Origin of the sequence: Paracoccus albicereus (assembly GCF_024359525.1) — a bacterium.
GTDB classification, from domain to species: Bacteria; Pseudomonadota; Alphaproteobacteria; order Rhodobacterales; family Rhodobacteraceae; genus Paracoccus; species Paracoccus albicereus.
The window spans coordinates 180,578-200,401 of the sequence record NZ_JAKZEU010000005.1 but is presented as its reverse complement, the minus strand read 5'-3'; the positions used below and the strand labels follow the sequence as shown (position 1 = coordinate 200,401).

General features: G+C 65.1%; 21 protein-coding genes. 13 read left to right on the top strand and 8 right to left on the bottom strand.

Annotation, left to right across the window (positions count from 1 at the left end; translation table 11 throughout):
* Positions 1-8 precede the first annotated feature (8 nt).
* The gene (locus MLD63_RS14665; protein ID WP_255330655.1) at positions 9-293 is read right to left on the bottom strand and encodes an SCP2 sterol-binding domain-containing protein; all 285 of its coding nucleotides are present in this window, start codon (positions 291-293) and stop codon (positions 9-11) included.
* A gap of 146 nt (positions 294-439) precedes the next feature.
* Here MLD63_RS14665 and MLD63_RS14660 point away from each other — a divergent pair, with 146 nt between their 5' ends.
* The 4 genes from MLD63_RS14660 (at position 440) to fdxA (ending at position 4,881) form a co-directional block, all read left to right on the top strand.
* Positions 440-1,033 carry a hypothetical protein gene (locus tag MLD63_RS14660; RefSeq protein WP_369697009.1) on the top strand — a complete coding sequence of 198 codons (594 nt, stop codon included), beginning with the start codon at positions 440-442 and terminating at the stop codon, positions 1,031-1,033.
* Between the two features lie 4 nt (positions 1,034-1,037).
* On the top strand, positions 1,038-4,055 hold the full coding sequence (locus MLD63_RS14655; RefSeq protein ID WP_255330654.1) for a helicase-related protein: 3,018 nt from the start codon (positions 1,038-1,040) through the stop codon (positions 4,053-4,055).
* A gap of 22 nt (positions 4,056-4,077) precedes the next feature.
* Entirely contained in the window at positions 4,078-4,374 is a 297-nt protein-coding gene (locus MLD63_RS14650) for an RNA-binding S4 domain-containing protein (RefSeq protein ID WP_255330653.1), read from the top strand.
* A 171-nt stretch (positions 4,375-4,545) separates the two neighbouring features.
* Positions 4,546-4,881, top strand: coding sequence for a ferredoxin FdxA (fdxA, locus tag MLD63_RS14645; RefSeq protein ID WP_255330652.1), 336 nt, complete (start codon positions 4,546-4,548; stop codon positions 4,879-4,881).
* 15 nt (positions 4,882-4,896) lie between these two features.
* On the opposite strand, the gene MLD63_RS14640 is transcribed toward fdxA, so the two are convergent.
* Positions 4,897-5,889: a glycosyltransferase gene (locus tag MLD63_RS14640; protein ID WP_255330651.1), complete on the bottom strand. Its 993-nt coding sequence runs from the start codon at positions 5,887-5,889 to the stop codon at positions 4,897-4,899.
* Positions 5,890-6,316: 427 nt separating this feature from the next.
* Here MLD63_RS14640 and MLD63_RS14635 point away from each other — a divergent pair, with 427 nt between their 5' ends.
* From MLD63_RS14635 to MLD63_RS14595, 9 genes are all read left to right on the top strand, one after another.
* Complete coding sequence (locus MLD63_RS14635; RefSeq protein ID WP_255330650.1) at positions 6,317-6,826, top strand: CarD family transcriptional regulator; 510 nt, start codon at positions 6,317-6,319, stop codon at positions 6,824-6,826.
* A gap of 368 nt (positions 6,827-7,194) precedes the next feature.
* Positions 7,195-8,598: an Nramp family divalent metal transporter gene (locus tag MLD63_RS14630; protein ID WP_255330649.1), complete on the top strand. Its 1,404-nt coding sequence runs from the start codon at positions 7,195-7,197 to the stop codon at positions 8,596-8,598.
* A 154-nt stretch (positions 8,599-8,752) separates the two neighbouring features.
* A complete protein-coding gene (locus MLD63_RS14625; RefSeq protein ID WP_255330648.1) occupies positions 8,753-9,670 on the top strand; it encodes a manganese-dependent inorganic pyrophosphatase in 918 nt (305 codons plus the stop codon).
* Complete coding sequence (locus MLD63_RS14620) at positions 9,670-10,539, top strand: TIGR01459 family HAD-type hydrolase (RefSeq protein WP_255330647.1); 870 nt, start codon at positions 9,670-9,672, stop codon at positions 10,537-10,539. The genes MLD63_RS14625 and MLD63_RS14620 overlap by 1 nt, the downstream gene beginning before the upstream one ends.
* Complete coding sequence (locus tag MLD63_RS14615; protein ID WP_255330646.1) at positions 10,536-11,054, top strand: VOC family protein; 519 nt, start codon at positions 10,536-10,538, stop codon at positions 11,052-11,054. Before MLD63_RS14620 ends, MLD63_RS14615 begins: the two co-directional genes overlap by 4 nt.
* An 85-nt stretch (positions 11,055-11,139) precedes the next feature.
* Positions 11,140-11,583, top strand: coding sequence for a MaoC family dehydratase (locus tag MLD63_RS14610; protein WP_255330783.1), 444 nt, complete (start codon positions 11,140-11,142; stop codon positions 11,581-11,583).
* Between the two features lie 59 nt (positions 11,584-11,642).
* Positions 11,643-12,593 (top strand): bifunctional riboflavin kinase/FAD synthetase, encoded by a 951-nt coding sequence (locus tag MLD63_RS14605; RefSeq protein WP_255330645.1) that lies wholly within the window; start codon positions 11,643-11,645, stop codon positions 12,591-12,593.
* Positions 12,594-12,597: 4 nt separating this feature from the next.
* Positions 12,598-13,038: a YcgN family cysteine cluster protein gene (locus MLD63_RS14600; protein WP_255330644.1), complete on the top strand. Its 441-nt coding sequence runs from the start codon at positions 12,598-12,600 to the stop codon at positions 13,036-13,038.
* A complete protein-coding gene (locus MLD63_RS14595) occupies positions 13,035-14,075 on the top strand; it encodes a threonine aldolase family protein (RefSeq protein WP_255330643.1) in 1,041 nt (346 codons plus the stop codon). The genes MLD63_RS14600 and MLD63_RS14595 overlap by 4 nt, the downstream gene beginning before the upstream one ends.
* A gap of 3 nt (positions 14,076-14,078) precedes the next feature.
* Here the strand turns inward: MLD63_RS14595 and MLD63_RS14590 are convergent, their stop codons facing one another.
* The 6 genes from MLD63_RS14590 to pcaG form a co-directional block, all read right to left on the bottom strand.
* Positions 14,079-15,080: an LLM class flavin-dependent oxidoreductase gene (locus MLD63_RS14590; protein WP_255330642.1), complete on the bottom strand. Its 1,002-nt coding sequence runs from the start codon at positions 15,078-15,080 to the stop codon at positions 14,079-14,081.
* Between the two features lie 13 nt (positions 15,081-15,093).
* The gene (locus tag MLD63_RS14585) at positions 15,094-16,020 is read right to left on the bottom strand and encodes an AEC family transporter (RefSeq protein ID WP_255330641.1); all 927 of its coding nucleotides are present in this window, start codon (positions 16,018-16,020) and stop codon (positions 15,094-15,096) included.
* Positions 16,021-16,072: 52 nt separating this feature from the next.
* A complete protein-coding gene (gene pcaQ / locus MLD63_RS14580; protein ID WP_255330640.1) occupies positions 16,073-16,990 on the bottom strand; it encodes a pca operon transcription factor PcaQ in 918 nt (305 codons plus the stop codon).
* 63 nt (positions 16,991-17,053) lie between these two features.
* On the bottom strand, positions 17,054-18,367 hold the full coding sequence (locus tag MLD63_RS14575) for a lyase family protein (protein ID WP_255330639.1): 1,314 nt from the start codon (positions 18,365-18,367) through the stop codon (positions 17,054-17,056).
* Entirely contained in the window at positions 18,364-19,197 is an 834-nt protein-coding gene (locus MLD63_RS14570) for a 3-oxoadipate:acetyl-CoA acetyltransferase (RefSeq protein ID WP_255330638.1), read from the bottom strand. The genes MLD63_RS14575 and MLD63_RS14570 overlap by 4 nt, the downstream gene beginning before the upstream one ends.
* An 8-nt stretch (positions 19,198-19,205) precedes the next feature.
* Positions 19,206-19,823 carry a protocatechuate 3,4-dioxygenase subunit alpha gene (pcaG, locus tag MLD63_RS14565; protein WP_255330637.1) on the bottom strand — a complete coding sequence of 206 codons (618 nt, stop codon included), beginning with the start codon at positions 19,821-19,823 and terminating at the stop codon, positions 19,206-19,208.
* Position 19,824: the final 1 nt, after the last annotated feature.

Below are 19,824 nucleotides of genomic sequence, written 5' to 3'. Positions count from 1 at the left end.
AGACACGATCAGGACAGGGCGGCGCCAAGCTGCATGGCAAGCGCCATCGAGCCGTCGACCTTCAGCTTGCCCGACATGAAGGCCATGGTCGGATTGACGCTGCCGTCCAGGATACCCTCGAACGTTTCGGCCGAGGCGGTCATCGTCACGTCCGCCGGCTCGTCGCCCGGACGTGCGCCGTTTTCGTCCATCATGATCGTGCCTTCATTCTCGATCACGAACTTCGCGGTCGAATCGAACTTGCCGACTTTTCGGTTCAACGCCGTGACGGCGCCGTTCACAACTTCGCTCATTTTCCATTTCCCCTTCGAGCTTTGACTGGCGCTGGCAGCGCCCCTTGGGATAGACCGTATTTATGATGAGGCGCGCGCCCCATTTCCACCATGCCGTGACGGCATGCCGGCACCGTGTCACGACGGCACTTTGCGCTGCAATCGTTATGATTGTGTTGACGTCCGCAAATCACGTTCCGGTTTACGCGCAGGATCTTCCCGATACCGGCACCGATGGCGCGGATCCTGCTGCCAAGACGGCGGCGCCTGACACCGGCGGCGAACCCTCGCGGATGGACCAGCTTTTTGCCGAACTGGCGCAGCCCGAGGGCGAGGGCTGGCGGATCGCCGAATCGGATATCCTTCGCGAATGGTCACGGTCCGGGTCCGCGGCGATGGATCTGCTTTACAAGCGCGGTGAGGATGCGCTGGACGGCGGCGATGCAGCCACCGCGATCGGTCACCTGACAGCGCTGGCCGACCACGCGCCCGACTTCGCCAGCGGCTATCACATGCGGGCCGTGGCTTATGCGACCGAAGGCGATTACGGCCCGGCGCTGGCCGATCTGGCCCGCGCCCTGCAGCTTGAACCGCGGCACTTTCCGGCCCTGACCCAACTGGGTTTCCTTCTGGAGGACATGGACCAGCCCGAGCGCGCGCTAGACGCCTATCGCCAGAGTCTGGCGATCCATCCGCATCAGCAGGACGTGCTGGATGCGGTCGAGCGGCTGGAACAGGCCGAGACGGGCACCAATATCTGACATCATGTTCGATTCCCCGCACCCGCGCCGGGTGACGGCCGTCCTTGGCCCGACCAATACCGGCAAGACCCATTACGCGATCGAGCGGATGCTGGCTCATCGGACCGGGGTGATCGGCCTGCCGCTGCGGCTGTTGGCGCGCGAGGTCTATGACCGGATCGTCAAGGCACGCGGTCCGTCGGTCGTGGCGCTGGTGACGGGCGAGGAACGGATCGTCCCGGACCGTGTGCAATACTGGGTCGCGACCACAGAGGCGATGCCAGAGGTCGGTGCCGATTTCGTGGCGCTCGACGAAATTCAGCTCTGCGCCGATCCCGAACGCGGCCACGTCTTCACCGACCGGCTGCTGAACATGCGCGGCCTGCACGAGACGCTGCTGCTCGGCTCTGACACGATGCGGCCCGCGATTGCCGCCCTGGTTCCGGGCGTGCGGTTCGAGCGGCGCGAGCGGTTCAGCACGCTCAGCTGGGCCGGCTCGAAGAAGCTGAGCCGGATGCCCGCGCGCTCGGCCATCGTCGGTTTCTCGACCGATGATGTCTACGCGATGGCAGAACTGATCCGACGCCAGAAGGGCGGCTGCGCGGTGGTGATGGGCGCGCTGTCGCCGCGCACGCGAAACGCGCAGGTCGCGCTGTATCAGGAGGGCGAGGTCGACTACCTCGTTGCAACAGACGCGATCGGGATGGGGCTGAACCTCGACATCCGCCACGTCGCGTTTTCCAGCACCCACAAGTTCGACGGCCGCCGGGTCAGGCCGTTGTTTCCCCACGAGATGGGCCAGATCGCGGGACGCGCCGGACGTCACACCGATCCCGGGACCTTCGGCGTGACCGGCGAGGCCTCGCCGCTGGACGAAGGGCTGATCGACGCGATCGAGAACCATCGCTTTCAGCCGATCCGGCGACTGACCTGGCGCAATGGTGCGCTGGAATTCGGCACGATCGACCGTCTGGTCGAAAGCCTCGAGGCGCCGTCCGGCGACGAATGGCTGGGGCGTGGGCGTGAGGCGGACGACATCCGGGCGCTGAAGGCGCTGCGCGATCTGCCCGAGATCCGCGACCGCATTGATCATCCCCGCGACGTGCGTCTGTTGTGGGATGTCTGTCGCGTGCCGGACTTCCGTGGAATCTCGCCTGCCGAGCATGTCACGCTTCTGTCGCGGATCTTCGGCTTCCTGCAGGAGGGCGGGATACCGTCCGACTGGCTGGCACGGTCGGTGTCGCGCATTGATAAAACGCAAGGCGATATCGACACGCTGTCCAAACGGCTCGCCTATATCCGGACTTGGACCTATGTGGCGCAGCGGGCGGGCTGGGTCCGGGACGAAAGTCATTGGCGGGGCGAGACTCGCGCGGTAGAAGATCGCCTGTCGGACGCGCTGCATGCCGCGCTGACACAGAGATTTGTGGACCGGCGCACATCCGTGCTGCTGCGCCGGCTCAAGCAGAAGGAGAGCCTTGTGGCCGAAGTGAACGACAAGGGCGAAGTGACGGTCGAGGGCGAATTCGCCGGCCGTCTGGAAGGTTTCCGCTTTCGCCCCGATCAGACCGGATCGGCCGACGAGGCGAAGATGCTGAACCGCGCCAGCCACGAGGCCCTGCGGCCCGAGTTCCACCTGCGCGCGGACCGGTTCTACAACGCACCCGATACCGAGCTGGATTTCACCGAGCAGGGCGGCCTGATGTGGGGTAGCGCCGCGATCGGCAAGCTGGTGCGCGGGGACGATCCGCTGAAGCCGGGGATCGAGGTTTTCGTCGACGAAGAGGCCGGCCCTGATATCGCCGAGAAGGTGAAGCGGCGGCTGCAGCATTTCATCGACCGCAAGGTCGCCACATTGTTCGAGCCGCTGCTGGCGATGCAGAAGGACGAGGCGCTGACGGGTCTGGCCCGCGGTTTCGCCTTCCGGCTGGTTGAATCGATGGGCGTGCTGCCCCGCACCGGCGTCGCGACCGAGGTCAAGGACCTTGACCAGGAATCGCGCGGTGCGCTGCGCAAGCACGGCGTGCGCTTTGGCCAGTTCACCATCTTCATGCCGGCGCTGCTGAAACCCGCGCCGACGCGGCTGCGGCTGGTTCTGTGGTCGCTGGCGGAAGGCTTGGACGAATTCCCCGAAAGCCCGCCCCCCGGTCTGGTCACGATCCCGCATCTCGATACCGTGCCGGACGGTTACTACACGTTGTCGGGCTATCACCCGGCGGGCGAGCGGGCGATCCGCATCGACATGCTGGAACGGCTGGCCGACATGATCCGCACGCAGGACACCCGCGCGGGGTTCGAGGCCAGCGCCGACATGCTGTCGATCACCGGCATGACGCTGGACCAGTTCGCCGACCTGATGGGGGGCCTCGGCTATGCGGCCGAGAAGGGCGAGCGCGAAAAGGCGCGGCCGACCGAGCCCTTGCCCAAGCCCGAGCCCGAGGCCGCGCCGTCGGACGCACCGATGACCGAGGAGGAATCGGTTCTGGCAGCCGAAACTCGCGCCAAATGGGAAGCGGATCAGGCTGCCAAGCGGGTCGTCGAGGCTGCGTCCGCGAACGAGCCCGATCCGGCGACGGGGGACGATCCGGCATTGGCGGAAGCCTTGGGCGTCGAGGGCGAGGCTGCGGCAGAGACGGCACCCGAGACCGAGACCTTCTATACGTTCCGCTGGGCGCCGCGCCCGCGCGGTCAGCGCCCGCAGCGCGGTGGCGGCGGACGCAACCGGCAGGGACAAGCGGCGGCCGAGGGCGCCGAACCCCAAGCCGCAGGCGAGCAGGGCGAGGGTCGCGGCGGACGGCGTCCCCGGTCCGACGGTGCGAAGGGTGGCGCGCCCGGCGGCCAGCGTCGTGGGCCCAAGGGCGCCGGCGGACATCACGATGGCGGGCGTGGCGAGGGCGGCTTCAAGAAGGGTGGCCCGAAGAAGGGGAACTTCCGCAAGGGCGACAAGCCGCAGGGCACCAAGACCTACAGCGCGCGTCCCGAAAAGAAGGCCGATCCCGACAGCCCGTTCGCGGTGCTGGCGGCGCTGAAGGACAAGAAGTGACCTCAGTCGTGGCACGCGGCTGATGGCCAAGACGGCCGAACCGGTCGAGGATACGCTTAGGCTGGACAAATGGCTGTTCTTCGCCCGGTTCTTCAAGTCGCGCGGTCTCGCCGCCGAACGGATCGAGGGTGGTGGCATCCGGGTGAACGGGCAGCCCTGCCGCAAGCCGGGACGGTCGGTCAGGGCTGGTGATCATCTGACGATCTCGGCGCGGGGACAGGTTCGTGCGCTGGAGATCCTGTCGCTCGGCACCCGCCGCGGACCAGCGCCCGAGGCGCAGGCCCTGTATCGCGACCTGACGGTGACGGCTGAAGGCTAAAGGCACCTTGGCGGATGATCGTCGCCCACGGGGGCCGTTTGGCCAAATCCGTTCTCCTCCGCGCGAGGTTCGGGGAATGGCCGTCTTTTTCGACGCGCGGCGCCGCGCCCCTCCCTTGAATGATCGCGGGAGCGCGCGTAACTGTCGCGGCAAAGGCCCGCGGAGCAGATTATGACTTACGTCGTCACCGACAATTGCATCATGTGCAAGTACACCGACTGCGTCGAGGTGTGCCCGGTCGATTGCTTCTATGAGGGTGAGAACACGCTGGTGATCCATCCCGACGAATGCATCGATTGCGGCGTCTGTGAGCCGGAATGCCCCGCTGACGCCATCCGACCTGATACCGAGCCGGACATGGAAAAGTGGGTCGAGTTCAATCGCAAGTATTCCGAAGCCTGGCCCGTGATCACCCGCAAGAAAGACCCGCTTCCGACCGCCGAGGAATATGACGGCAAGTCGGGCAAGATGGAGTTCTTCTCGGAAGCGCCGGGCGAGGGCGACTGAGACCAGCCCGCCTGTTTACGAGCGGTCCCGGCCGGTCAGCAGCGGCCACAGGACCATCTTGGGAAAATCGGCATAATAGCCTTTCGGCGCGAGCATGGGGTTCCGGCGAAGAACGGCGACCGGCACGTTCAAAAGCGCGCCCGTGAAGGCAGCGAGACCGGCGCCGATCGCACCGCGGCGGCCTCGCGTCTTCAGATGATAAAGCCTCCAAGACCTGTACCAGTATGCCGGTCTGCGCGCGACGCGCGGTCGTCCACCGCCGATCTCGGTCGCTGCGCCTTCGACGTGACGGACGCGCGCTTTGGGAACATGCAGGATGCGGTGTCCGGCGCGTGTCAGACGATGCATCAGTTCGACCTCCTCGAAATAAAGGAAGAAGTCGGGGTCAAAGCCACCGACCGCCATCACGTCGCTCAGCCGAAACATCACCGCGGCCCCCGTCACCCAGTCCACGGGCCCGTCCGGCTGGTCAGGGGGCAGGGAGACGCGGACGTCGTCAAACAGGCGCTCGACCGGGCCGAAGTTCATTGCGACGACGAATTCGCTGCGGGCGGTCGGAAAGCGGAAGCTGGCGCTGACCGGGTTGCCCGACGGCTGCGTGACGCTGGCCCCCACCGCTGCGACGTCTGGTTCGGCGTCGAGACGATCGGCGAGGATCGCGATCGCCTCGTTCTCCAGCGCGGCGTCTGGGTTCAGAAGGAAGACGTAATCCGGCGGTGTGTCGCGCTTGGCGAGCGCGTGCAGAACGACGTTGTTGCCACGACCGAACCCATGGTTTTCACGTTCGGGCCACAGGGTGACACGCTCGCCCCAGCCACGGTCCCGATGGATGCGGGACAGCGTTTCGGCGTCGTGACCGGGCGAGGCATTATCCAGCAGGTGCACCTCGACCGGGTGGTCGCGATGGTCCGCCGACAGCACGCTTTCGACCGCTTCGGCGGACAGATCGGCGGTGCCGTAATTGACGATGATGACAGCAATCGAGCTGGGCAATTGACGCTCTGCCAAGAAGAATGGGCGGTTAGAGATGACATCGGAACCGGCCCGAATTCAAGCGCGAGGCTGCACGCATCCGGCGTTGGAGAATGAGTCGCGCGCGAGCAATTTTCGAAAGCGATTCGGGACCACGCGATTCGCCATTCCGGCTGTTGGGAACGTCAACGCCTTGATTGCCTGAGCATAATCGAACGTCCGTTTCGCAACGTCGCACAGGCGCAAGCGGCTTTTTTGCAAGCGTAATTTATGATATATTCATGACATGTAAATCCTGCCGGGGCGGAACATGCCTCGGCTGGTTTCGGAAAGATCCACTGTCACCTCCGTCCTTCTGCGCGGACGGACGCATGAAAACAAGATCAATCGGCCCAAGGCGGCATTTTCCCGCCCGGGGCCCTTTGTGCACCGGCGAAGCCGTGCACCACCTGAGAGGAAGCCTATGTCGAAAGCCAAGAAGAACGAATTTCGCCCTGATGATTTCGTCGTTTACCCGGCGCACGGCGTCGGCCGTATCGTGTCGATCGAGGAGCAGGAAGTCGCCGGGCTGAAGCTGGAAATGTTCGTGATCTCGTTCGATAAGGACAAGATGACCCTGCGCGTGCCGACCGCGCGCGCAAGCGAGATTGGAATGCGCAGCCTGGCCAGCCCCGACCTTGTGGACAAGGCGCTGGAAACGCTGAAGGGCAAAGCCCGCGTGAAGCGCGCGATGTGGTCGCGCCGTGCGCAGGAATACGAGCAGAAGATCAATTCTGGCGATCTGATGTCCATTGCGGAAGTCGTGCGCGACCTGCACCGCAACGACGATCAGCGCGAGCAGAGCTATTCCGAACGTCAGCTTTACGAAGCCGCGTTGGACCGCCTGACCCGTGAAGTCGCCGCCGTCGCCGGTATGGACGAAGGTAGCGCCCAGAAGCGCGTTGACGATGTTCTGACGGCTCGCGCCGCCTGACCGGCAGAATCCTGCCAGTACAGAAATGGGAAAGGGGTGCCAATGGCGCCCCTTTCTGCTTTTCTTAGGGTCGCGGCGCCGTTTTTCACGCCCACTCAGAGCTGAAGCGTCGCATCAAGCTACAGCTTTTGCGGACAATGGCTAGCCAAGGCGAGCGCCGCAAAACACCAGCACTGGCTCACAAAATTGCGTGCCGAGGCGCCGCGCCGCATTTTTTCGCCTCTCGCGGTAGCCATGTGAGTGAATCTAGTATATGGAATTTGGTATACCAGACTCGTCCGAGGATTGTATCCGGCTGGTGTGGACCGTTCAGGAGGTAGGAGCGGCCCGGGCACGACAAGACGAGAACCAACGTAGGGAGGATACGGGTGACCGATACCAACGCGGATTACAAGGATTTTGGGAGAGGGGCTGGCGCGACCGATGCGTCCGTCGTTCACCAGAAGTCCGAAAGCATCCATCTGGAGGCACCGGGCACGGGCGTCGCCGATACGTGGCGCGCCATGGGACCGGGCGTCGCCGCCGCCATGACCGGCATCGGCGCGAGCCACATCATTCACGGACCGACCGCCGGCGCCACTTATGGCTACGCATTTTTGTGGATCATTCCCGTCGCTTACCTGCTGAAATATGCCTGTTTCGAATTCGCTCAGCGCTACACGATGGTGAAGGGCGAGAGCGTGATGGAGGCCTACGGTCGCGTGGGCCGCTGGCCGTTCTGGTACCTTGGCTTCCAATCGCTGGCGAACACGCTGGGGATCGCGGGCCGGGCATTGGGCTGCGGGGCGATGCTCTACGCCGCCTTCCCGTTCATTCCGCTGGAATACTGGGCGCTCTTCATCCTTGTCTTCAGCGTTGGCATCCTCTGGCTGGGCCAGTACGACGCGCTGGAAAAGGTCGTGAAGCTGGCGATCATCATCTTCGCGCTGTCGACCTTCTTCGCCTTCGCGCTGCAATCCCCGCCGCCGGGTGACTATCTGGGCCGTCTGATGCCGTCATTGGCACCGGCCGGGGCGATGATCCTGTTCGGGGCGATGTTCGGCTATTTCCCGACCACAACCGAGGTGTCGCCGATGCAGTCCAACTGGGCGGTCGACAAGCAGTCCGGCATGGTCAAGGTCCGCAAGCTGCGTGAAGCCGGCCACACGGTCACGATGGACAAGAACTACATGAAAAACTCGATGCTGCTGTTCAAGCGTGACATGAACATCAGCTACATCGTGTCCATGGTGACCGGCATGATCTTCCTGATCATCGGTGCTGCGGTCCTGAACCCGATCGGTCTTGTCCCCAAGGGCAGCGAGATGGGTGCCACGATCGCGAAGATCTACACCGACACCTTCGGCGCCTGGATCTTCCCGTTCATCATCGCGGGCGGCATCGCTGCGCTGTTCTCGACCGTCTTCACCTATTTCGACGGTCAGGCGCGTGTGTTCGAGGAATGTGCGGTTCGTCTGCGCAAGAACCTCGACACGCCGGAAAAGCGCAAGATGCTGTATCGCGGCTTCCAGGTTCTGTGGGTCGTCACCGGCGCGCTGATCATCTTCGGTCTGCCGCGTCCGGTTCTGGTCGTGCAGATCGCGTCGGTTCTGGCGCTGCTGTTCTCGCCGGTGATCTACTGGCTGAACATTCGCGCCATCAAGGACAACTTCAACGACGAGTTCGAGCGCAGCTTCCTGCCCGGACCGATCCTGATGGGGCTGGCCTGGGTCGGCACCGTCGGCATGGCCGTCATCAGCCTTTACGTGCTGACAATGATGGTCGTCGGCTAAGCCGAGACACCATCGCGAAAACAGCGCCCCCGTGTATCGCACGGGGGCGTTTTCGCATTTTGGTCGGGCCGGTCCCGGACCGGTCGTGCGTGGACATCCGGGGCGTGCAGTCCTATACGTCCCGCAAATTTTCCCGACCCGAACGAGAGATGCGATGATCAAGGTTTTCGGCCACAAGGCACCCGACACCGATTCCACCGGCTCGCCCATCATCTGGGCGTGGTTTCTGAACGAGGTTCGGGGAACGCCGGCGCAGCCCTTGCTGCAGGGAGAGCCTAACTCGGAAGCCGCCTGGATGCTGACGCGCTGGAACCTCGACAAGCCCGAGATCTTCTCGGACGTCGCCGAGGGCGATCAGTGCGTGCTCGTCGACACGAACAACCCTGCGGAACTGCCCGCCTCGCTGGACCAGGCCGACGTGATCGAGATCATCGACCACCATCTGCTGGCCGGCGGCGTCAAGACCCGCAGCCCGATCAACATCACCGTCCGCCCGCTGGCCTGCACCGCGACGATCATGCACGACCTGATCGGCGAAGACATGGCGCGGGCGCCTGAGGGCATCAAGGGTGCGATGCTGACCTGCATCCTGTCCGATACGCTGGAATTCCGCAGCCCGACCACGACCGCGCATGACCGCGCCGTGGCCGAGAAGCTGGCGGGCGAGTTGGGAATCGAGATCGCGGACTATGCCAGCGACATGTTCGCCGCCAAGTCGGACGTCTCATCCTTCTCGGATGACCAGCTTCTGCGCGTGGACAGCAAGTCCTATGAGTTGGGCGAAAAGAAGCTGCGCGTCTCTGTCCTGGAAACGACCGCGCCGCAGGTCGTGCTGGCCCGCAAGGACGCCATCATGGCAGCGATGCCTGCGACCGCTGCTGCCGATGGCGCGGACGAGGTCCTGTTCTTCGTTGTCGATATCCTGAACGAGGAAGCGACGCTGCTGGTCCCGAACGATTACGTGCGCCAGGTGGCCGAGCGCAGCTTTGGCGTGACCGTCACCGGTGACAGCGTGGTGCTGCCGGGGGTTGTCAGCCGCAAGAAGCAGATCATTCCGGTTCTGGCCGTCTGATGACCCGCACGATCCGCACGCTGGCCGAGATCGGCGGCGATTACGACGCGCTCTACTGCGATCTGTGGGGCTGTCTGCACAACGGAAAGCAGGCCTATCCGGCCGCCGTCGCGGCACTGCAGGCCTTCCGGCGGGGCGGTGGCAAGGTCTGTCTGCTGACGAACGCCCCCCGTCCCCAGCAATTCGTCGCCGTTCAACTTCAGCGCATGGGCGTCCCTGAAGACGCCTTCGACGTGATCGTGTCGTCCGGCGATGCCGCGCAGGACGCGATGTTCCAGGGCGTGGTCGGTCGCAAGGTCTGGCATATCGGCACTGACAAGGACGACGGCTTCTTCGATGATGTGCCGCCCGAACATTCCGCCGCCGAGAAGGTGACGCGGGTGCCGCTGGACCAGGCCGAGGGCATCGTGGCCACCGGCCCGTTCGATGAGGTGAACGAGGTCCCCGAGGATTATCGCGATCAGCTGGCCGATGCACAGGCGCGCGGGCTGAAGATGCTTTGCGCCAATCCCGACATCGTCGTCGACATGGGCGAGACGCGGATCTACTGCGCTGGTGCGCTGGCCGAGTTTTACACGTTGCTGGGGGGCGAAAGCCTCTATTTCGGCAAGCCGCATGCGCCGATCTACGATCTGGCCCGCCGCCGGCTGGGCCTTGATGACGACGCGCGGATCCTCGCCATCGGCGACGGCATCCTGACCGACGTGAAGGGAGCGCTCGACCAGGGGATCGACTCGATCTTCGTGACCGGCGGCCTTGCCGCCGAGGCGATGGGCCCGGATGTCGAGAACCCCGATCCCGGTCTGATGGCCGAATGGCTGACGGGGCAGGGACTGCGCCCCACCTTCGCGATCGGACGACTGAGATGAGCCTGACACCGATCCGAGAGCCCGCCGAGCCCGCACCGCCCGCGGCGCGCGTGGGGCACGTCCATCTGCGGGTGTCGGATCTGGAACGGTCGATTGCGTTCTACTGTGACGTCCTGGGGTTTTCGGTCACGCAGCGCTACGGCGCTGGTGCGGCGTTCTTGGGCGCTGGCGGTTATCACCATCATATCGGGTTGAACACGTGGGAATCGCTGGGCGGTCCGGCGCCCGCGCCGGGAACGACCGGGCTTTACCATTCGGCGTTTCTTTATCCCGACCGCAAATCATTGGGTGAGGTGCTGGCCCGGGTGATCGCGGCGGGCATCCCGCTGGACGGCGCCGCCGATCATGGCGTCAGCGAGGCGATCTATCTGCGCGATCCCGACGGAAACGGCGTCGAGTTGTATCGCGACCGCACGAGCGACGAATGGCCGCTGGACCCCGACGGGCACCTCAAGATGATCAACGCTCCGCTCGACCTGCAAGCACTTCTGAGCGAAGCGTCTGCCGAGACATAATCGGTCTAAGAAAGAACGATTGGTGTTATTTTATTGCGCGAGCATGTAGCGACTGCTATTCCGTTCGAGTGAACGGAGGGCGATGATGTTGGACAACCTGCCTCGCGGCACGATTGTGGTCGAGGATCTGGAGGTAGGGATGACCCGCCATCTTCAGAAACAGATCACCGATCACGACATCGAGCTGTTTGCCGAGGTGTCGACCGACCGCAATCCCGTCCATCTGGACGACGCCTATGCGCAGGACACCATCTTCGAAGGCCGGATCGCGCACGGGATGTTGACGGCAGGTCTGATCAGCGCGGTGATCGGCGAGCAGTTGCCCGGACACGGGACCGTCTATCTGGGCCAGACGCTGAAGTTCATGGCGCCGGTCAGGCCGGGTGACATGGTCCGCGCCGAGGTCACGGTCGAGACGATCGACCATTCGCGGCGCCGGGTGACGCTTGCAACCCGCTGCCTCGTCGGCGATACCGTCGTGCTGAAAGGCGAGGCGGTCGTTCTGGCGCCAAGCCGCAAGTTCGACTGACCCAGCCGCCTGTCGCGCGATCCGCGTATCCGTGCGGCGGCACGATTTGAGGCGCGCAATTGCAGATCCATGACGACTGGACCGGGCTTCCGGCATCGGCGCGGGGCGCGACCGTCGCGATGGGCAACTTCGACGGCGTTCATCTGGGTCATCGCGCGGTGATCGATGCTGCCCGCGCGGCCGTGCCTGACGCGCCACTGGGTGTGATGACATTCGAGCCCCATCCACGCCAGTTCTTTGCCGAGCGTGCCGGACGGACCGACGCGCCGACCTTCAGGCTGATGAATGCCGAAGCGCGGGCAAACCGGCTGGCTCGTCTCGGGGTCGCTCATCTCTATCAACTTCCGTTCGGCGCGGTGCTGGCGGGGCTGAGCCCTGAAGCTTTTGCCCGCGAAGTGCTGGTCGATGGACTCGGGGTGGCCCACGTGACGGTCGGGCAGGATTTCCAGTTCGGCAAGGATCGCGCCGGCGATGCCGCGATGCTTGAAACGCTGGGACAAAAGATGGGGTTCGGGGTTACGGTTGCGCCGCTCGTGTCCGATGCCGACGGCCGCGACTTCAGCTCGACCGCGATCCGTACCGCCCTGCGCGAGGGTCGAATGGACGACGCCGAGCGGATGCTGGGCCACTGGCACCGGTTCGAGGGCGAGGTGCTGCACGGCGAAAAGCGTGGCCGCGAACTGGGCTGGCGCACGGCGAACCTGTCGGTTGACGGACTGCATCTGCCTCGGCTTGGCGTCTATGCGGTATTGGTCGATATCCTGACCGGTCCTGACAAGGGCGCTTATCGCGGCGTCGCGAGCCTTGGCGTGCGCCCGATGTTCGGCAAGAACACCCCCAATCTTGAAGCGCATCTGTTCGATTTCTCGGGCGATCTTTACGGACAGCACCTGTCGGTCGCGCTGGTCAAGTTTCTGCGCGACGAAAAGGCGTTCAACTCGCTCGACGCGCTGACCGACCAGATTGCGAAGGACGCGGCCGAGGCGCGGGCCGTTCTGTCGGCGCGCTGACCCGATGCGCGCGCGCTTCTGGGAATTGCCGCTGGAACAGCTCGACCCCGCCGAATGGGAGGCATTGTGCGACGGCTGCGGCAAGTGTTGCCTCAACAAGCTGGAGGATGAGGAAAGCGGTGAGGTGGCTTTCACCCGCGTCGCCTGCCGCCTGCTGGATGGGCGCACGTGCCGATGCACCTCTTACCCGAACCGCCACGATTTCGTGCCGGAATGCGTGGTCCTGAGCCCCGCGCAGCTCCCCGAGATCGCTTATTGGCTGCCGCGGACCTGCGCCTATCGGCTGCGGTTCGAGGGCAAGCCGCTTTATCCGTGGCATCACCTGATTTCCGGCGATCCGGAATCCGTTCATCGCGCCGGCGTCAGCATGCGCGGCCGCACGATCCCCGAGACGGATCTGGGCGAAGACGAGTGGGAAGATCACATCATCGAGGATCTGGCATGAATTTCGGCTCCGACAACGCCTCGGGCGTGCATCCCGCGATCATGGACGCCCTGGCCGCCGCCAATCAGGGCCACGCAAGCGGTTACGGCCGCGATCCGTTGACCGAAGAAGCGGTCGAGCGCGTGCGCGCGGTCTTCGAGGCGCCGAGGGCCGAGATCTTCTTCGTGGGCGTCGGCACGGCCAGCAACGCGCTTGCGCTGGCACAGCTTTGCCCGCCCTTCGGCCGGATCTTCTGTCATCGCGGCGCCCATATTGAAACGAGCGAATCCGGCGCGCCGGGCTTCATGGCCGGTGGCGCGCAGATGGCGCTGATCGACGGCGCGGACGGGCGCGTCACGCCGGCCGCGCTGAACGATGCGCTGGCCACTTATCCGCAGGATGATGAACATGACGGGCTGAACGCCGTCCTGTCGCTGTCGAACGCGACAGAGATGGGCACGGTCTATGCGCCTGAACGGATCGCGCCGCTGACCGCGATCGCGCATGCACAGGACATGGCGGTGCATATGGACGGGGCGCGCTTTGCCAATGCGGTCGCCTCTACCGGCGCCTCGCCCGCGGAACTGACCTGGCGGTCGGGGGTCGATGCGCTGAGCCTTGGCGGCACGAAGGACGGATGTATGGCGCTGGAGGCGGTGATCCTGTTCGATCCGGACCGCGCCAGGCATTTTTCCTTTCGGCGGATGCGGGCCGGCCATCTGTGGTCGAAGCACCGCTTTCTGGCCGCGCAGATGCTGGCCTGGCTCGATGACGAATTGTGGCTGCGGCTGGCAGGTCACGCCAACGCCAAGGCGCGGACGCTGTCGCATGAACTGACCCAGATTTCCTTTGCCGAAATCCTCAACCCGGTCGAGGCGAACGAGATTTTCGTCCGCCTTCCGCAGCGCAGGATCGAGGCCCTTCGCAAGGGGGGGCTGCGGGCAGCAGACTGGCCGATGCCGGGTGACAGCGACACCCGCATGACGATCCGGCTGGTCACCAGCTGGGCGACGACCGAGGCCGAGATCACGGCGCTGGTCGCGGCCCTGCGGCGCTAGCGTTCAGGCGGCAAGCTGCGCAGCGTCGCGCGCGGCGGCGCCCGCCAGCCGCACCGAATGGGCGCGCTTGGCCGGATCGTAGATGTCGGAGGCGACGATCACTTCGTCCGCGCCTGTCTGGTCGACGAGGACCCGCAGTCCCCGCGCCAGCGAGTCCGGCCCGCCGACGATCGAACAGGCCAGCATCCGCTCGACATGCGCCTTCTCGGCCTCGGTCCAATAGCTGTCGATGTCGTCGATGGGCGGCTGGCTCATCATCCGCGTCCCGCGCACCATGTTGGTGAAGGACATCTGGGCTGTGGTGAACAGGTGCCGCGCCTCGTCGTCGCTGTCCGCGCCGATCACATTCGCTGCGACCATCGCATAAGGCTTTGCCAGCGTCGCGGACGGTTTGAAGCGACTGCGATAGGCTTCCATCGCCGGCATCAGCAGGTCCGGTGCGAAATGCGAGGCAAAGGCGTAGGGCAGTCCCAACTCGGCGGCCAGATAGGCCCCGAACATGCTGGAGCCGAGGATCCACAGCGGCACCTCTGTTCCGGCGGCCGGGACAGCCTGAATCTTCGCGCCTGGTTGAAGGGGGGCGAAGTAGCTTTGCAATTCGATCACGTCGCGCGGAAACTCTTCGGCGGATTGCGGATCCCGGCGCAGCGCGCGCACCGTCAGCTGATCGGTGCCCGGCGCGCGGCCAAGCCCCAGATCGATGCGGTCGGGGAACAGCCGGGCGAGCGTGCCGAATTGTTCGGCAACGATCAGCGGCGCATGGTTGGGCAGCATGATCCCGCCCGCACCGACGCGGATCGTACTGGTTCCGGCGGCGATATGACCGATCACGACCGGCGTCGCGGCGCTGGCGATGGCGGGAATGTTGTGATGTTCGGCCACCCAGACCCGGTTGTAGCCCGCATCCTCTGCGACCTTCGCCAGATCACGGGCACCGTCCAGTGCCTCGCGCGGGGTGCCGCCCTCACGGACGCGGACAAGCTCCAGCAGCGAAATCGGGATCATGGCGAACTCCTTCTTACGGCACCGCGGTGCTGGCGATCAGCACGGCGGCGGGAATGGTGATGGCGCCCAGCATGGTCTGGACAGCTATGATATTGGCCATCAGCGCGGAATTTCCACCCAACTGGCGTGCAAGAATATATGAGGACGACGCCGTGGGCAGCGCGTGGAACATCAGCGCGATCACCGCCTCGCGCCCTGACAGGCCCGCTAGCAGGATGATCGCCAACGTCACCAGGGGCAGGCAGGCGAACTTGAAGATCAGGCTTGCGGCGATGGGCAGGCGGTGCTGGCCGACTTCGTCCGGACGCAGCGCCGCGCCGACGCATAACAGCCCGATCGCCAGCGCGGACCGGCCAAGCGCGTCCAGCGCACCGGACACTGGCTCGGGCATCGGAATGCCGGCCCGTTGCATCGCCAGACCCAGAAGGCAGGACAGGATCAGCGGGTTCGTCGCAAGACTGGCGACGACCTTTCTCATGCTTAACCGGGTCTCGCCGTAGCGCGAAAAGACCAGCACGCTGAGGATGTTTACCGTCGGCACGATGGCTGCATTGGCGACGGCGGCCAACGCCGTGCCCTCGGCACCGTAGAGCCCGGTCGCCACCATGACGCCGACATAATTGTTGAACCGCACCCCACCTTGGAAGACCGAGGTGAAGGCCGGACCGTCCACCGGCATCCGGCCCCGGCAGGCGATCAAGATCGCCGAAGTGACAAGCAGCGATGCGATCAGGACCAGAAAGAGCCGCCCGATCGGGACGCCCGACAGATCGGCGGTGGCAAGCCCGTTCATAAACAGCGCGGGCAGCAGGATGAAATAGCTCAACCATTCCGCCTGACGCCAGAAATCGGCAGTCAGGCGACCGCTGCGGCCGAGCGCATGGCCGAAGCCGATCAGCAGGATGACCGGGACCAGCGCGGTCAGGGCAGCGTCAAGCATGGGCATCCTTTCGCCCCATCCATCACCGATCGGTGAGGCGCGCGCAAGCCGCTCAGCCCAAGGCAAGCGTCTCCAGCGCGCCGGCGATGGCCAGGTCCAGCAACTGCCGCTCGCGTCGCGGCGCATCGTCCGTTCGCGCCATCAGCCCGACAGGGCCCTCGGTTCCGGTCGTCGGCACGGGCCAGCGCGCCAGCCGACCCTCTGCCACATCGCCCGCAACGACGCCTGCCGAGATGATCCACACCGCATCCGAACGCAGGACATGGACACGTGCGAAGGCGCCTGAGACGGTTTCGATCCGACGGCCGGGTTCTGCCACGCCCTCGGCGATCAGCAGGCGTTCCACCATCGGGCGGATCGCGGCCTGCGGCGGCGGGTAGATCACCGGCCAGTCGACGATGAGGCGCAGATCGGGCGTGGCCAGCAGGGGATGGCCGGGACGCACCACCATCGCGACCTCTTCCAGATAAAGCTGGGTGAACGATAGGCCCTTCATTGTCTCAGGCGGGCCAAGGCGGCCGATCACCACGTCCAGGCTGGCGGCCTTCAGCGCCTCGATCAGCTGGTCGTGGGCGCCGTCGGCGATGGTCAGTTGCAGGTCCGCGTCCATGGCAGACAGACGGGCGGCAACCTCGGGCATCAACCGTGCCGCGACGCTGGGCAGGGCGCCGATGCGCAACTGTCGCGGCGCCCCGAGCCCCGCGCGGTCGAGCCCCCGGAAACCCTGTTCCAGCGCTGCGAGGCTCATCCGCGCATAACTCAGCAGCACTTCGCCGGGCGGGGTCAGCGACACGCCGCCGCGCCCGCGCGCCATCAGAGGGACGCCGGCGATCTCTTCCAGTTCGGCCAGCGTGCGTGAGATGGCGGGCTGGGTCAGCAATAACTTTTCTGCGGCGCCCTTCAGACTTCGCTGGCGCACGATCTCGACAAAGGCCTGAATGTGGCGAAACTTGATCCGACGATCCAGCATGACTTGCCTGTTCGGTGATGCGTCGGGCGCATTATCGCAGTTTGCTTGCAGGTTTCCACGGGGCTACGTCGTGGGGGCGTTGCCTTTGTCGGCGCCAGACCGCGCCATGGCTGCCGCTTCGCCCCAGGTGTGGTCAGGGGTCAGAAAGGCGCTCCAGCCGCCGTCCCTCGGGGCGATATCGTCCAGCGCATCGGGAAGCGTCGCAGCCGCACCCTCGGCGACAGCCCGCAACGCCCGCGCGACCAGTGCCAATGCGTCCTTGCGCGGCATCTCCCGGGCCAGCGCGAATCCTGCTGCCTCGGCCATCATCATGCCGCGATCGGTCGCGAAGCTCGCCTCGATCAAGTCTGCGTTCGGGCGCAGTGTTTCGACCAGATCCTGCGCAAGCCGCAGGGCCGCGCCGGTGCGGACCAGCATGTCGGGCAAGACAGCCCACTCGATCGCCAGCGCCGAACCATCGCGTTCCTGCGCGTGGATCATCGCCTGATGCAGCGTGCCGATGGCGCCTGCGTTCAGGCGTGCGATGCTGACCAGCGCTTCGGCGGCGACGGGATTGGCCTTTTGCGGCATGGTGGACGAGGCGCCGCCCGCGCCGGCCATGACCTCACCGATGCCCGACTGACCCATCAGGATCAGGTCGGCCCCCATCTTCCCAAGGCTGCCCGTCACCAGCGCCAGCCAATTCCCGAGTTCGACCATCGTGTCACGCGTGGCATGCCACGGCAGATCGGGCGCTGTCAGGCCCAGATTGTCAGCGAGAGCCTTGCGAAGCGCCGGACCATTCTCGCCAAACGCGGCCGAGGTCCCCGCGGCGCCGTGCAGGGACAGGACCAGCAGCCGTGGGCGCAGTTCTTCCAGACGCTCACTGTCGCGAACCAGTGGCGCGCGCCAGACGGCGATCTTGGCGCCAAGCGTCGTGGGCATCGCGTTCTGAAACCGAGTACGTGCGGGGATCGCCTGGTCGGCAAAATCGTCGGCTCGCCTATCCAATGTGTCGGTCACGGCTTGCAGCCGCGCGGCCAGAAGGGTCAGCGCCTCGCGCAGCGCCAGGACCAGCGCGCTGTCGACGATATCCTGCGAGGTTGCGCCGAAATGCACGTGACCGGCATGATCGGGGCAGGCGGACTTCAGCGCATTCACCACCGGCTGCGCGGCGATCCCCGCTGAGGCGGTACCTTTCCGCATCTCATCAGGGTCGGGGATCAGACCCTGCGCAGCGGCGGCGATCGCGCGAGCCGCGTCGTCCGGTATCATCCCCAAACGTGCCTGCGCTGTTGCGAGCGCCACCTCGACCTGCAGCATCGCCCTGATCTGCGCATCGCCGTCGATCAGCGCCAGCGTCTCGGGATCGCCGAGGATGGCGTCGGCGAGATTCATGCCGCCCGTAGACCGAGGATCCGGCGTGCCTCGGTCGGGGTCGCGACGGGCCGCTCGTAGGTCTCGCACAGTTCGACGACGCGCTTGACCAAGGCGGCGTTCGAGGGCGCGAGCGTGTCACGATCCAGCCGTACATTGTCTTCCAGCCCGGTGCGTGCGTGGCCGCCGGATGACACGGCCCATTCGTTGACGACGATCTGGTTGGCGCCGATCCCCGCCGCGCACCAAGGCGTATCGTTACCGAAGAGCCGATGGACGGTGTGGATATAGAAGTCGAAGACCTCGCGGTCGACCGGCATCGCGTTCTTCACGCCCATCACGAACTGAACGTAGGGTGTGGCCTTGATCCGGCCGTCCGCGTGCATCTTGGCGGCCTGGAAGATGTGCGACAGATCAAAAGCTTCGATCTCGGGTTTCACGTCATGCTTGACCATTTCCGAGGCCAGCCAATCGACCAGATCCGGCGGGTTTTCATAGACTCGCGTGGGGAAGTTGTTCGAACCGACCGACAGGCTCGCCATGTCGGGCGACAGCGACAGCATCCCGCCGCGTGCCTGCCCCGCGCCGGATCGTCCCCCGGTCGAAAGCTGCACGATTAGGCCGGGGCAATGCTTTTCCAGCCCCTCCTTCAGTGCGGCGAAGCGGTCGGGATCGCTGGTCGGCTTCCCGTCCTCGTCGCGGACGTGGCAATGGGCGATACTGGCGCCGGCTTCCATCGCTTCCTGGGTCGACTCGATCTGCTCGGCGACGGTGATCGGGACCGCTGGGTTGTTTTCCTTGGTCGGCAAGCTGCCGGTGATCGCGACGCAGATGATGCAGGGGTTGGACATGGTCGGCCTCAGATATCGAAGAAGACGGTTTCGTTCTCGCCCTGAAGGCGGATCTCGAACCGGTAGACGGGCGTGCCTTCGCGGTCCTGACGCGGGGCGATGATCGTGGTGCGGCGGCCTTCCCATTCGATCAGGTTGAGGACCGGGTCCTCGGCATTGGCCTGATCTTCGTCGCCGAAATACATCCGCGTGCTCAGCCCGATATTGATCCCGCGCGCGACGATCCAGAAATTCAGGTGCGGCGCCATCATCCGGCCATGACGTCCCATGACCGCACCGGGTTTCACCGTGTCGAAACTCCATTCGCCGGTCGCGAAATCGGTGATGACCCGGCCCCAGCCCCGAAAGCCGTCCTCGACGCCCTTTCCTTCCGTGTCAGGATAGGTCCCCGCCGCGTTGGCCTGCCAGACTTCCAGCAACACATCCTTGACCGGGTGGCCGGTGCCGTCGATGACCAGTCCCTCGACCCGGATGCGCTCACCCTCGGCATTCGGGCCGGCGATGTCGCGGCCCAGCTCCTGTTCGAAGATGTCAAAACCCGCAGCCCCCGGCGCAAGCCCGATATGGACGTATGGGCCCGCGGTCTGAGAGGCGGATTCACGCAGATAATGCAGCTTTTGCGGCATG